This window comes from Nonomuraea phyllanthi, assembly GCF_006334985.2.
Taxonomy (GTDB): Bacteria; Actinomycetota; Actinomycetes; order Streptosporangiales; family Streptosporangiaceae; genus Nonomuraea; species Nonomuraea phyllanthi.
In genome coordinates this window covers 670,668-683,395 of sequence record NZ_VDLX02000002.1, presented here as the reverse complement: position 1 = coordinate 683,395, position 12,728 = coordinate 670,668, and the positions used below count along the sequence as shown (strand labels likewise).

General features: G+C 72.6%; 15 protein-coding genes. 10 read left to right on the top strand and 5 right to left on the bottom strand.

The genetic code is table 11. From position 1 onward, the window contains the following. Positions 1 to 15: 15 nt before the first annotated feature. The gene (locus tag FH608_RS08690; protein ID WP_139629825.1) at positions 16 to 444 is read right to left on the bottom strand and encodes a hypothetical protein; all 429 of its coding nucleotides are present in this window, start codon (positions 442 to 444) and stop codon (positions 16 to 18) included. An 86-nt stretch (positions 445 to 530) separates the two neighbouring features. Between FH608_RS08690 and FH608_RS08685 the strand changes: the two genes are divergently transcribed. The 5 genes from FH608_RS08685 to FH608_RS51335 all read left to right on the top strand — a co-directional run bounded on the left by FH608_RS08685 (position 531) and on the right by FH608_RS51335 (position 3,318). Then, the gene (locus FH608_RS08685) at positions 531 to 1,364 is read left to right on the top strand and encodes a helix-turn-helix domain-containing protein (protein ID WP_139629824.1); all 834 of its coding nucleotides are present in this window, start codon (positions 531 to 533) and stop codon (positions 1,362 to 1,364) included. A 162-nt stretch (positions 1,365 to 1,526) separates the two neighbouring features. After that, on the top strand, positions 1,527 to 1,685 hold the full coding sequence (locus FH608_RS51340; RefSeq protein WP_193318319.1) for a hypothetical protein: 159 nt from the start codon (positions 1,527 to 1,529) through the stop codon (positions 1,683 to 1,685). Next, positions 1,682 to 2,101, top strand: a complete 420-nt coding sequence (locus tag FH608_RS08680) for an MrpF/PhaF family protein (RefSeq protein WP_139629823.1) — start codon at positions 1,682 to 1,684, stop codon at positions 2,099 to 2,101. The genes FH608_RS51340 and FH608_RS08680 overlap by 4 nt, the downstream gene beginning before the upstream one ends. Before the next feature lie 60 nt (positions 2,102 to 2,161). After that, positions 2,162 to 2,434 carry a Na(+)/H(+) antiporter subunit B gene (locus tag FH608_RS08675; RefSeq protein ID WP_139629822.1) on the top strand — a complete coding sequence of 91 codons (273 nt, stop codon included), beginning with the start codon at positions 2,162 to 2,164 and terminating at the stop codon, positions 2,432 to 2,434. Beyond that, positions 2,431 to 3,318, top strand: coding sequence for an MnhB domain-containing protein (locus tag FH608_RS51335; RefSeq protein WP_193318302.1), 888 nt, complete (start codon positions 2,431 to 2,433; stop codon positions 3,316 to 3,318). The genes FH608_RS08675 and FH608_RS51335 overlap by 4 nt, the downstream gene beginning before the upstream one ends. Here the strand turns inward: FH608_RS51335 and FH608_RS08665 are convergent. The 3 genes from FH608_RS08665 to FH608_RS08655 form a co-directional block, all read right to left on the bottom strand. Next, positions 3,315 to 4,517, bottom strand: a complete 1,203-nt coding sequence (locus FH608_RS08665) for an SRPBCC family protein (protein WP_139629821.1) — start codon at positions 4,515 to 4,517, stop codon at positions 3,315 to 3,317. The genes FH608_RS51335 and FH608_RS08665 overlap by 4 nt on opposite strands. 78 nt (positions 4,518 to 4,595) lie before the next feature. After that, the gene (locus FH608_RS08660) at positions 4,596 to 5,258 is read right to left on the bottom strand and encodes a response regulator (protein ID WP_139629820.1); all 663 of its coding nucleotides are present in this window, start codon (positions 5,256 to 5,258) and stop codon (positions 4,596 to 4,598) included. Further along, positions 5,246 to 6,523, bottom strand: coding sequence for a sensor histidine kinase (locus tag FH608_RS08655; RefSeq protein ID WP_193318301.1), 1,278 nt, complete (start codon positions 6,521 to 6,523; stop codon positions 5,246 to 5,248). The genes FH608_RS08660 and FH608_RS08655 overlap by 13 nt, the downstream gene beginning before the upstream one ends. A gap of 374 nt (positions 6,524 to 6,897) precedes the next feature. Between FH608_RS08655 and FH608_RS08650 the strand changes: the two genes are divergently transcribed. Further along, positions 6,898 to 8,052 (top strand): hypothetical protein, encoded by a 1,155-nt coding sequence (locus FH608_RS08650; RefSeq protein ID WP_139629818.1) that lies wholly within the window; start codon positions 6,898 to 6,900, stop codon positions 8,050 to 8,052. Positions 8,053 to 8,125: 73 nt separating this feature from the next. Further along, positions 8,126 to 8,419 (top strand): hypothetical protein, encoded by a 294-nt coding sequence (locus FH608_RS08645; RefSeq protein WP_193318318.1) that lies wholly within the window; start codon positions 8,126 to 8,128, stop codon positions 8,417 to 8,419. A gap of 64 nt (positions 8,420 to 8,483) precedes the next feature. Here FH608_RS08645 and FH608_RS08640 read toward each other — a convergent pair whose 3' ends face one another. Then, on the bottom strand, positions 8,484 to 9,494 hold the full coding sequence (locus tag FH608_RS08640) for a LacI family DNA-binding transcriptional regulator (RefSeq protein ID WP_139629817.1): 1,011 nt from the start codon (positions 9,492 to 9,494) through the stop codon (positions 8,484 to 8,486). 143 nt (positions 9,495 to 9,637) lie between these two features. Here FH608_RS08640 and FH608_RS08635 point away from each other — a divergent pair, with 143 nt between their 5' ends. Genes FH608_RS08635 through FH608_RS08625 form a run of 3 tightly spaced genes read left to right on the top strand, consistent with a single transcriptional unit; the run spans position 9,638 to position 12,725 of the window. Further along, positions 9,638 to 10,993 carry an ABC transporter substrate-binding protein gene (locus tag FH608_RS08635; RefSeq protein ID WP_139629816.1) on the top strand — a complete coding sequence of 452 codons (1,356 nt, stop codon included), beginning with the start codon at positions 9,638 to 9,640 and terminating at the stop codon, positions 10,991 to 10,993. Further along, positions 10,990 to 11,886: a carbohydrate ABC transporter permease gene (locus FH608_RS08630; RefSeq protein ID WP_139629815.1), complete on the top strand. Its 897-nt coding sequence runs from the start codon at positions 10,990 to 10,992 to the stop codon at positions 11,884 to 11,886. Before FH608_RS08635 ends, FH608_RS08630 begins: the two co-directional genes overlap by 4 nt. Further along, positions 11,883 to 12,725, top strand: a complete 843-nt coding sequence (locus FH608_RS08625; protein ID WP_139629814.1) for a carbohydrate ABC transporter permease — start codon at positions 11,883 to 11,885, stop codon at positions 12,723 to 12,725. The genes FH608_RS08630 and FH608_RS08625 overlap by 4 nt, the downstream gene beginning before the upstream one ends. Positions 12,726 to 12,728: the final 3 nt, after the last annotated feature.

Genomic DNA, 12,728 nt, shown 5'->3' with positions numbered 1-12,728 from the left:
TCCTGGTGTAACGCATCAGCTCACCCCGATGAACTGGTGGTCGGTACGCACCCGGCCGTCGCCGTCCAGCGCCAGGATGTCCAGCCCGCCGCCGACGGCCTCCCGCGTGCGGGTGGAGACCATCGACCACCGGATGGCCACCACGTTCTGCAGGAGGAGGGACGCCTCCCCGGCGGCCTCGAACACGTGCTCGCCCGGCGCGACGAACATCTCGTACGCGCGGGCCACCCTGGCGTCCAGGGCGTCGTGGCCGCGCACCTCCAACGGCGGCGCGGGGAACGCCAGGTCCGCGGCGGCCTCACGGATCGCCTGGGGCGGGTCGACCAGCACCTGGACGCCGTCGGGTGCCCACAGCTCGCGGACGAGGGCGGTCCTGGCCGCGGGGTCGGGCTCGTTCCACTGGGCGACATAGCGGTCGGCCCATCGCTTCACATCGATCGTCATGACCCGCAGTGTGCGTCCGGGACGTGCCGCGCCGCGATTCCCTGGAGGGAATCGCGCGGCGGACGGCGTCCAGTATGAATAGTGATATGACGGTTTTGGCGGAGTCTGACCAGTTCGCGCGCGAGCTGCGGCGCTGGCGGGCGCGCCGCCGTTTCAGCCAGCTCGACCTGGCGATCAGGGCCGACACGACCCAGCGCCACCTCAGCTTCCTCGAACAGGGACGCTCCCGTCCGGGGCGCGCCATGGTGGTGCGGCTCGCCGAGTCCCTGGAGCTGTCGCTGCGGGAGCGCAACGAGCTGCTGCTCGCCGCGGGATACGCGCCCGTCTACGCCGAGTCGAGCCTCGACGCGCCCGAGCTCGGCCCGGTACGCGAGGCGCTGGAGCGCATCCTCGACGGGCACATGCCGTACCCGGCCGTCGTCGTCCGGCCGTACGGCGAGCTGGCCGCCGCCAACGCGGCGTTCGACGTCCTGACCGAGGGCGCCGCGCCCGCCCTGCTGGAGCCCCCGGTCAACGTGCTGCGCCTGGCCCTGCACCCGGACGGCATGGCCCGCCGGGTCGCGAACCTGGCGGAGTGGGGCCGCCACATCACCGGCAGCCTGCGCGCCCAGGCGTGGCAGAGCCCCGATCGCCGGCTGGAGGAGCTCATCGCCGAGCTGGACGGCTACCTGCCCGGCCAGGACCCGTCGGCGGCGCATCTCGGCTTCGCCGTGCCGCTGCGGTTGCGCGTACGGGAAGGCGAGCTGCGCCTCATCACCACGCTGACGTCGTTCGCGACCGCCGTGGACGTCACGCTGTCCGAGCTGCGCCTGGAGGCGTTCCTGCCGGCCGACGAGAGCACTGCGGCGATCCTCGGAGCAAGGCGGTCCACGGAGAGGACGGCCTCAGCGGAAGACGTGCCTGAGGCGTTCCCAGGCTGAGGCTCGGCGGTACACCGGCGCGACCGCGCGCGGCACCGGCCGCTCGGCGACCTGGATGCTCCGGGTGGCGTGGGGCTCCCCGATCCGGGCACCCGGCTGGCTTACGATGCGAAACGTCGGCCTGCGGGGGCGGCCGCGCGGCGGGGGTGTCCGATGATCGGGGTGCTTGAAGTGCTTGCCTGGTGGGCGGTGCTCACCGGGCTGTGGCTGGTGCTCGTCTCCTCCGTCCAGCCGCTCGAGGTCGTGGTGGGCGCCGGGGCGGCCCTCCTGGCGGCGTCCGCGGCGCGGGGCACCCGGCGGGCGGCAGTGGGGCGGCCGTGAACCTCTGGCTGCTCGCGGCCGCGGTGCTCCTCGTGGCCGCGTTCGGCCCGGCGCTGTGCGTGGCCGCCGTCGCCGCGCCGGAGCGGCGGCTGATCGCCCAGAACCTGGCGACCGTCGTGGGGGCGCTGGCCTTCCTGCTGATGGCGCAGGGCTACGGCCGCTCCCCCTACCGGGACGCGGCCCTGGTGCTCGCCGTGCTCGGCCCGGCCGGAACGCTCGTCTACGCGCGCTTCCTCGGCGTGCTGCCGAGCTCGCGGACGGTGCTGTACGGCGCGGCGATCGGCGTGCCGGCGGTGGTCGGGCCGGTGTGCGCGGCGGTGGGGCCGGGACGGGAAATGGTCAAGGTGCTGGTCATCGGCGCGCTGCTGGTCGCCGGCGGCACCGTCACCAGCGTGAAGGGAGACCGGCATGGTTGACGTGCCCATCGCGGAGGCGGTCCGGCGTGGTGGCCGCGCTCGTCGTGAAGGCGGTCCGGCGTGGTGAGCACGGTGATCGTGATCGCGCTGGTCCTGGTCGGCGGCGCCGCGACGGCGGCCGTGTTCAACCGGGACCCCACGCGCCAGGCACTGGTGCTGTCGTTCCTCGGGCTGTCGCTGGCGCTGCTGTTCATGGCCGTGCAGGCTCCTGACGTGGCGCTGTCGCAACTGGCCGTCGGATCGGCCGTCACGCCGCTGATGATCCTGCTTGCCGTACGCAAGGTGAAGCGCGAGTCCACGGACCAGGACGGGGACGAGAGCGAGAGTCCGTGAGCGGCCGGGCCCGGCTGTGGGTCTTCGCGGCCGGAGCGGCGGTCGTCGCCGCGCTGTTCACGATGGCCTGCCTGGCGCTGCCGCCCTTCGGCGGCGACCACCACCCGTACGGCGACCGCGCGGTGCGGGCGGCGCTGGCACGGCTGACCCCCAACAGCGTGGCCTCGGTCAACTTCGACCAGCGGGCCTTCGACACGCTCGGCGAGGAGACGATCCTGTTCTCGGCCGTGCTCGGCACGGTCGTGCTGCTGCGCCAGACGCGCGGCGACCGCCGGCACGGCCCGGCGGCTCTCGACGTGTCCGCCAGGATCCGCTGGTACGGCGCGCTGATGCTGCCCGTGGCGCTGCTGATCGGCTTCTACGTCGTCGCGCACGGGCCGATCACCCCCGGCGGCGGGTTCCAGGGCGGCGTGGTGGTGGCCACCGGCCTGCACCTGCTGTACGTCGCCGCGGACTACCGCGCCCTGGAACGCATCCGCCCGATCGACCTGTACGAGATCGGGGACGCGCTCGGCGAGGCCGCCTTCGTGATCACCGGCGTCCGGCGGGCGGGCCCGGCCCGTCAGGGCCGCTGCGGCGGTCGCTGCTGCTGTGACGGCCGGAGCCGCCGGTCAGGACTCATCCAGCAGGCCGAGGATGTCCTGCTCACCACGGCGCCGGATGACCTCGTTGACCGCCTCCACGAACTCCTCCCGGGTGTAGGCACCCTCCGGCACCTCGTTCAGGTGCGCCAGCACGTCGGCCGGCAGGCGCACCTTCTCCGAGGCGCAGGCGTAGACCTCCCGGACCGCCGCCCGCTCGCGGTCCTGGAAGACCTCGTCCAGGACCTGCCGCATCTCGGCGAGGGCCGTACCTTCGGGCATGTGGATCGCCTCCTTGACTAGCGTGCCGTGCCGGTTCCCAGCCCGGCCGGTTGCCGCTCGCGCTCGGCGTGCTCCTTCAGGCGCACCAGGTCCTGCTGGAGCCTGCGCGCGGGGTTCGCGCCGATGAGCCGCGCGATGGCGTGGCCCGTCGCGCCCGCCACCGGGTTGTAGGTGAGATGTACCTGGACCCGGGTCCTGCCGTTGGCCTGCTCCGTCAGGCGCAGGGCGCCCGTGTGGGCGATGAGCTGGCCCTCCGTGGTCTTCCAGGCGATCTCCTTGCCCTCCTCGCGCCTGGTCTCCGTGGCGTCGAACCGGATCGGCGCCCCGGCCGGGCCGGTGATCACCCAGTGGGACAGCTGCCCGTCGGGCGAACGGCGTACCTCCTGCACGTCGGGCATGATGCGGGAGAAGACGGAGTAGTCGCTCACCAGCGACCAGATGGCGTCCACGGGCACGTCGATCTCGATGGCCGAGGTGACGTCGACGGCCCGGCGGCCCGCGTTGATCCCGGTGAGCCGGCGTAGCGGAAGGTTCGTCGCCACGCGGGCGGCCAGCACCACGCTCGCGCTCCGGACGGCCCACGACACCGGCCGGGGCAGCCGGCCGGACAGCATCCACATCCAGGCGGAGACCGTGCCGGCCGCGAACCTCGCGGTGGGCGACCACTGCTGCTGCAACAGCTCGGGCACCGGCTCGCGGCGGCGGCGCCGGCCCTGCAACGTCGGCACGCCGGCCGTGTCGCGGTGCGTGCGCCAGCGGGCCTGGACCCTGCGTACGCCAGGGATGTGCTGCACCGCCCGCCGGGCCCGCTCGTCCTCCCAGGCGAGCACGTCGCCGTCCAGCGTCACGACGTGGTCCTGCACGTGCACCTCGACGCCGTGCGGATGGCTGACGTAGCGGCCCAGCTCGGCGCGTACGCGCTCGTGCAGCACCCGGTCGTCGGCGGACCCGCCGGTGAAGCGGTACCGTACGGCCGCCGCCGACCCCCGGCAGCGGTTGCCCAGGTCGCGGCTCAGGACGCCGAGGCCGTCGCGCAGGCCGTGCACCTGGTGCGCGGCCTGGTCGCGGGCCCGCGCCCGGCGCGCCCGCCCCGCCACCGGATCGAACAGGTACGCGACCGCGGCCCCGGCGCAGACGCCCGCGCCCCCCACGATGACGGCCCGTGGCAGGATCCGCCGCGGCTCCTCCGCGGCCGTGTCGCGATAGACAGTCGTACGCATGGCATTTCCCCCGACTCGCATGTCCCTCGGCTGACCGGCTACCCGGGCAGCCCGGTCGCTAACGAGCCCGGCGCGGCCTCACGAGGAGTCGTCGTGCGCGATGAGGGCGAGCTGCACCCGGTTCTCCAGGCCGGTCTTGGTGAGGATGCGGGAGATGTAGCTCTTGACCGTGCCGACGCTCATGTGCAGCTCGGCCGCGATGTCCGCGTTGGGCCTGCCGCGCCCGACCGCGGCGGCGACCTCCCGCTCGCGCTCGCTGAGCCGGGACAGCAGCCTGCGGGCGTCGTCGCGGCGGCGGTCCTCCGTCTCGGGCGCCAGGTGGGCGATCAGGCGCCGGGTCACGTCGGGAGACAGGATCGGCTCGCCGGCCACGACCCGGCGGACCGCGTCCACGATGCCCTGCGGCGGGGTGTCCTTGAGCAGGAACCCGCCGGCGCCGGCGCGCAGCGCGCCGAAGACGTGCTCGTCGGCGTCGAACGTGGTCAGCATGACGACGTGCGGCGGGTCGGGCCGCCGCCGCAGCATCCTGGTGGCGTCGATGCCGTTGAGGGCGGGCATCCGGATGTCCATGAGCACCACGTCGGGCGCGTGCGCGTCGACCGCCGCCCCGACCTCCGCGCCGTCGGCCACCCCGCCCACCACGACCAGGTCGTCGGCCCCCTTGAGCATCAGCGTCAGCCCGGCTCTGACGAGCGGGTCGTCATCCACGACCAGCACGCGTATGGCGCTCACACCGGCCATGGTAACCAGACGGCCAGCCGGAACTCGCCCGCTTCGACCCCGGCCCGCTCGACCCGCCCGCCCGCCAGCTCGGCCCGCTCCCGCACACCGGCCAGCCCCGCTCCCTCGATCCCCGCCATCCCGGCCACCCCGGTCCCCCCGCCCCTGGGTCTCCCGGTCTGATCGGCTCCCTCATCTCTCCGCATGCCGGTCGAACCAGCCTCCCCGGTTCTCGGCATGCCTGTACCTGCCGGACCGGTCGCCTCCCCTCCCTGCATCCCGGCGCCGGCCCCTTCGGGTCCCGGCGTACCCGTGACGGGGTTGCGGACCTCGACGGTCAGCCCCTCGTCCGGCGAGCCTTCGAGGCGCACGCTCACGGGCCGGCCGGGCGCGTGCTTGCGCGCGTTGGTGAGGCCCTCCTGGACGATCCGGTACGCGGCCCGCGCCGTCGCGCCCGGCAGGTCGGGCAGGCGCACGCCGCCGTCGCGTATGTCGACCTCCATGCCCGCCCGCCGTACCTCCGCGACCAGGGCCGGCAGGTCGAGCTCGGCCAGGACCGGCGCCTCGCGCAGCACCGAGATGACCTGGCGCAGTTCCTGGAGCGCCTGGTGGGCGCTGGCGCGCACCACCGAGGCGGCCTCGACCACCTCCCCGGGGTCGGCCCGCGCGTTGAACTCCAGCGCCCCGGCGTGCAGGGCCAGCAGCGACAGCCGGTGCGCGAGCACGTCGTGCATCTCGCGGGCGATGGCCAGGCGCTCGGCGCGGCGGGCCTGCTCGGCGCGCCCGCGCTGCTCCTCCTCGGCCCTGCGCGCCCGCTCCACCAGCGACGACACGAGCTGGCGGCGGGCCCTCGCGAGCATGCCCCAGCCGGTCAGCGCCGCCCCGAACAGCACCGCGACCAGCGCCCACACGGGGTACGGCGCGAGCCCCGGCGGGCGCAGCCAGAACCGGATCAGCGTCGCCGCCACCCAGGCCGCGCCCACCCCGATCGCCACCGCTGAGCGGCGGTGGAGGGCGGCGATCAGCGTCGCGACGCCCGCCGCGCACGAGGCCGCCGCGGACGGCACGGATATCGCCACGACCGCCAGCGCCACCGTGGCCGGCCACCGGCGCGAGAGCCACAGCGCCGCGCACGCCGCCGCGCCGCCGACCACGTCCGCGACCAGGTACCAGGTGGGCGCGGTGCCGCCCAGGTCCCCGTGCACGACGACCACCGCCGCGACCAGCGCGCAGGCGAAGCTGCCGGCGATCGTCACCCGGTCCCGCCCTGCCCCCGCATCCGCCACGCCAACGTCCCTCTCCTCCGCGCCAGCCGCCTCCGTGCCCGTCGCGACAAGGTCCGCCGCTTCCGCGCCCGCTGCTTCCGAGCCTGCCGTGCATGCGCCTGCTGTCACGATGTCCCCGTTCCGCGCCGGCCACATCCGCGCCTGCCGCACCAACGTCTCGCACCCTCGTATGGCCGCATCCGCACCTGTCGCGCCTACGTATGCCGCCCCCGCGCCTGTCGCCACGCGCCTGCCGGCACGGGCGGCCAGCGTAACCGGGGGCGACCGGGTGGCGGCAGCAACCGGAGTTGGTGGGGGACTGTCACCTGGGTTGCCACGGACAGGACCCGGGGCAGCAGCCCGGAGAGGGGCACGGGAAGCACCCTGGCCCCATAATGGTGAACAGGGCGCGCGGCCGGTGGGCCGCACTGCTGCTCGCGGTGATCACGCCGCTCGTCGCCGAGTTCACGCTCGGCAACCCGCCGCTGCGCATGGCCTGGCTCCTGCTGTTGTGGGTGCCGATCTACGGCGCGGGCATCGTCGTCGTGCGCGAGCTGGCACGCCGGGCCGGTACGGGGTGGACCGGGGTGCTGCTGCTCGGCGCCGCCTACGGCATCGTCGAGGAGGGCCTGGCGCTCCAGGCGCTGAGCAGCCCCACGATGTACGGGGCCGCCGGGTGGGCGCCGAGGATCCTGGGCCTGAACACGGCCTACGCGGAGCTGCAGATCCCGTACCACGCGGTGTTCAGCGCGGCGATCCCGATCCTGCTGGTCGACCTGACCGTCCCGTCCCTGCGTGACAGGCCCTACCTGGGCAGGCTCGGCCTCTGGGTGGCGGGGGCGGTTTTCGTGGTGGGTGCGCTGCTGCTGCGCGTGACCGTGGTCACCGCCATCGATCCCGGGTACCAGGCGCCGCCGGCGGTCCTGGTGGGTTGCGCGGCGGCCGTGGTCGTGCTGGTGGTGGCGGGTGTACGGCTGAGGTCGCGTCCGGGCAGGTCACCCGGAGAGCCGCCCGCGCCGCCTGGACTGCCCGGGCTGCCCAGGCCATCTGGACTGCCCGGACTGCCTGGGGTGCCCGGGCCGGGGGCGGTCTTCGGCTTCGGCGCGGTGGCCGCCTTCGGGTATCTGGCGCTGCTGTTCCCCTTCGGCGGCGCGACGCGGCCCGCCTTCACGCACGGCGGGTGGGTGGCCGTGCCGATGGCCGGTGCCGCCGTGCTGGCCGTCGTCGCCGCGTGGCTCCTGCGCCGCTGGACGGCGGGCGGGCAGCGGATGACAGGTGGACGCGGGCAGTGGACGGCGGACGGCCCGTCGACGGCGGACGGCACGAGGGCGGCGGGGAGTTGCTGGACGGATCGACACAGTCTTGCGCTGGTCGCCGGCGCCCTGGTGGCGCACACCGGCTTCGCCCTGATCTCGAACGCCGACACGGCGGCCGACCGCGCCGGGCTGGCTGCCGTCGGGGTGATCATGGTGTGCCTGCTCGCCCTCCTGGACCGCCGCGTCCGCCGGATCGCGGTCGCCGCCGGGGAGCCACAGGAACCGGCAAAGTAGGTAATAAGCGACAAACGGCGCGCCTGCTGACCTGGCCCGGCGGGTACTGGGCCAGGGACGAAGGGGGACAGTCGTGATCAAGACACTGCGCAAATGGGGTGTGAAGTCGAATCACATGTACATGGCAGGCATCGCCTCGGTGGGCCTGGCGTTCACATCGTGGCTCGCGTCCAACAAGTTCGAGGCGGAAAGCCTGGACCGTGCGGACCGATGGGGAATCTTCGTCGGCGAATGGGCGCCGACGTTCTTCGCGATGGGCATCGCCCTGCGCATGGAGGAGATAACCGACACCATGACCGAGACCGGCCGGTACGGCGGCATGGAGGAGCGTTTCGCCGAACGCCCGTCGGAGGCGGCTCTGCGCTAGCAGCCGGCCCGGTACGCTCGCTGCCCGCTGGGCGGACGCCCGGCGGGCAGTCGCATGTCCCCGCTCAGCCCGCGGTGCTCTCCCTGACGATCAGCCGGTGCGGCACCACGATCTCGGAGGGCGCGGCGGCCGAGCCGTTGATCGCGCCCATCAGCGTGTCCACCGCCCGGCGCGCGATCTCGCCCTTGTCGGGGGCGATCGTGGTCAGGCTCGGCGTGCTGTACTGGCCTTCCTCGATGTCGTCCACGCCGACCACGGCCACGTCGTCGGGCACCCGGCGGCCGGCCCTGGTCAGTGCCCTGATCGCGCCCAGGGCCAGCAGGTCGTTGTAGCAGAACACGGCGTCGGGCGGCTCGGGCAGGGCGAGCAGCCGCTCCATGGCCTCGGCACCCAGCCGGCGGTGGAAGTGCGGGGTGGTGACGACGAGCTCCTCGTCCACCTCCAGCCCGGCGCGGGCGTGCGCCTGGCGGTAGCCGGCGGTGCGGAGCTGGGCGGTCTCGCCGTTCGCGTACGGCTGGTCGCCGATGGCGGCCACCCGGCGACGGCCGAGGTCGAGCAGGTGGGCGGTGGCCTCGCGGGCGGCGGCCACGTTGTCCATGGCCACGTGGTGGAAGCTGCCGTTGAAGATGTGCTCGCCGAGCAGCACGACCGGGATGCGGTTGGCGCGCGAGCGCAGCTCCTCGGCGGAGATGGCCAGCGGGCTGAGCAGCAGCCCGTCGAACATCGTGGCCCGCGACTCCCGGCCGAGCAGCTCGCGCTCCCGGTCGCCGTCGCCGTCGGTCTGGTCGACCATCACCACGTAGCCGTGCGAACGGGCCGCCTTGATCACCTCGCGGGCCAGCTCGGCGAAGTACGGCACGTCGAGCTCGGGCACCACCAGGGCGATCATCCCGGTGCGCCCCTGTTTGAGGTTGCGGGCGATGAGGTTCGGTCGGTAGTCGAGCTCGTCCAGCGCGGCCTGCACCCTCGTCCGCAGCTCGTCCGACACCGGCGCGTAACCGTTGACGACGTTGGAAACGGTGCGGATCGAGACGTTCGCCCGTTTGGCGACGTCGCGCAGGGTTGGACCGGCCATGCGTCTCCTATACCTCCGAAGGGCTGCGCCTGGGAAGATCCTAAACTCGCCCTTGCATCGTTGCAGACGATTATGCATGATGTCTGCATCGTTGCAGAACCCCCATTGAGCCCCGAACGTGGTCCCAGGCCGAGGAGTCAGAGATGTCCACACCCCTCATGAACCGGCGCGGTTTCCTCAAAGGAGCCCTGGGCGTCGCCGCGGCCGGTTCGCTGGCGGCGTGCGCGCCGGGCGGCCCGAGCACGCAGCCCAGCAAGCTGGCCGCGCCCACCGCGTCGGCGTCGTCGGTCAAGGGCGAGATCACCATCTGGAACCGGTCGGGCGACCTGTTCAAGGTGTTCGACGCGGCCATCGCCAAGTTCCGCGAGGCGTACCCGAACGTCACGGTGAACCACCAGGCCGTGGACATCGACGCGAAGCTGGCCAACACGCTGATCAGCGGCACCGACGTGCCCGACGGCAGCTTCTGGGACGACGCCAAGATCGGCGGCCAGGCCGAGCACCTGTACGACCTGACCGACCTCATCGCGCCGTACCGCGAGCAGACAGCGCCGTACAAGCTGTCCGTGAACACCGTGGACGGCAAGATCTACGGCGTCCCGTGGGACCTGGACCCCGGCCTGCTCTGGTACCGAGAGGACATCCTGGAGAGCGCCGGCGTGGACCCGGCGGGCCTGGCCACGTACGACGACCTGCTGGCCGCCGCCAGGACGGTCAAGGAGAAGGATCCGACGACCAGGCCGATCCACATGGAGAAGACGCCGTTCCTCAGCCAGCTCTGGCTGGAGATGCTGGCCAACCAGCAGGGCACCAGCCTCACCGACGCGCAGGGCAAGCTGCGGCTGGACTCCGAGGAGTACCGCCGGATCTTCGGCTGGATCCAGAACGCGGTCAAGGACGACCTCGTCACCCACGCCCCCTACCTGGAGGCCGCCGACGTCAAGACGCTGGACAGCGGCCAGCAGGTGTTCGTGCCGTGGGCGATCTGGTGGTCGTTCGCGCCGCAGCAGCTGCTCAAGGCCACCAAGGGCAAGTGGCGGGCCGCGCCGCTGCCGGCCTGGACGCCGGGCGGCGCGCGCAGCGGCGCCATGGGCGGCAGCAGCTTCGTCATCCCCGCCAAGGCCAAGAACCCCGAGCTGGCCTGGCTGCTGTACGAGTTCCTGTGCTTCAAGGAGCCCGGCTACACCGCCGTGTACGGCCCCAACGACGTCTACCCCGGCGGCCTGTCCACCTCGGTGCCCAGCTTCTCCCCCGCGCTCGACCCGGCCAAGCCGCTCTTCCAGCCGATCGAGGCGCTCGGCGGCCAGGACCTGTGGAAGGTGGCGGTCGAGGCGGCGGGCACCATCCCGGCCGCCGCGCCGATCCCCTGGTGGTGGGCCCAGTCGGTGGACTACCTCGGCAACAACGTCCAGCGCCTGATCGAGGGCAAGATGACCCCCGACCAGGTGATCTCGGAGTCGGCCGAGAAGATCCAGCGCAACCTGATCGACCGCTCATGAGCCTCGCCCGACTCGATCGGACGTTCCTGAGGTCCACGCGGCTGTCGCCGTACCTGTTCATCGCGCCGTTCTTCGTGGTCTTCGGCGCGTTCGGGATCTACCCGCTGATCTACGCGCTCCAGCTCAGCTTCATGCGCTGGCGGGGCGCGGGCGAGGCGCACTGGGTGGGCGCGGGCAACTACCTCTACCTGCTGACCAGCCCGGAGTTCTGGGCCTCGCTCGGCAACAGCGCCGTCATGTGGCTGCTGATCGTGCCGATCCAGGTCATGGCCGGGCTGGGCGGCGCGGTGCTGCTGGCCAACGCCAAGCTGCGGCTGCGCGGGCTGTTCCGGGTGGCGTTCATCGCGCCGTTCGTGACGCCGCTGGTCGCCATGGCGCAGGTCTGGATCGTGGTGTTCGACCAGGACTACGGCCTGGTCAACTACCTGCTCAACCTGGTCGGCCTGCCCGACGTGGGCTGGCTGACGTCCACCGCGTGGTCCAAGCCGACGCTGGCGCTGCTGTTCCTGTGGAAGACCACTGGGTTCGCGATCATCATCCTGCTCGCCGGTCTCCAGGCCGTCCCCGGCGGCGTGTACGAGGCCGCCGCGCTCGACGGCGCGTCCCGGTGGCGCCAGTTCTGGTCGATCACCGTGCCCCTGGTGCGGCGGAGCATGGCGTTCCTCGTGGTCGTGCAGACGCTGGCCGTCTTCCAGATGTTCGCCGAGCCGTTCGTGGTCACCGAGGGCGGCCCGTACGGCTCCACCACCACCGCCGGCCTCTACCTGTACGAGCACATCACCGCCTCCGACCTGGGCACCGGCGCCGCCAACTCGTTCCTGCTGGTCCTGCTGGTCTTCGGCCTGTCGCTGGTGTCGGTCAGGCTGCTACGCCCGAAGGACGAGGTGTCATGAACCAGACCCGCCCCGGCCCGCTGCAGTACGTGGTGCTGGCGCTGCTCGCGATCGTGTTCCTCTACCCGATCTGGTGGGCGGTCAGCTCCTCGCTCAAGCCGGCCGCCGACATCATCGCCGACCCGCTGTCGATCGGCGCGCTGACGCTGGACAACTACCGGGCCATGTTCGCCGACGTGCCGATCGGCACCGGGTTCGCGAACACGGCGCTGGTGCTGGTGGTCAGGGGCGCGATGACGATGTTCTTCTGCCCGCTGGCCGGTTACGCGTTCGCCAAGTACGACTTCCCCGGCAAGAACCTGCTCTTCGGCGTGGTGCTGCTGACGCTGATGCTGCCGACGCTGGTGCTGATCATCCCGCTGCTGCTGGAGATGAGCGCGCTGGGCTGGGTCAACACGTACCAGGCGCTCATCCTGCCGGGCAGCATCGACGCGTTCAGCATCTTCTGGATGCGGCAGACCATCGCCGCCATCCCCGACGAGCTCATCGACGCGGGCCGGGTGGACGGCGCGGGCGAGTTCGGCATCTTCGCCAGGGTCGTGCTGCCCGTGATCCGTCCGGGGCTGGCCGCGCTGGCCGTCCTGACCACCATGAACGTCTACAACGACTTCGTCTGGCCGGTCGTCGCCGTCAACGACACCGCGCACCAGACCCTCCAGGTGGTCCTGTCCACCCTCGCCCAGAACGTCACCGGCAACCGGATCGGCGCCGACTTCGCCACCGTGTGGGGCGAGCTGCTCGCCGCCGGCAGCATCGCCATGCTGCCGCTGCTGGTGATCTTCGTCCTGCTGCAACGCCACTTCATCAACGGCATCCTCGCGGGCAGCGTCAAAGGCTGACCC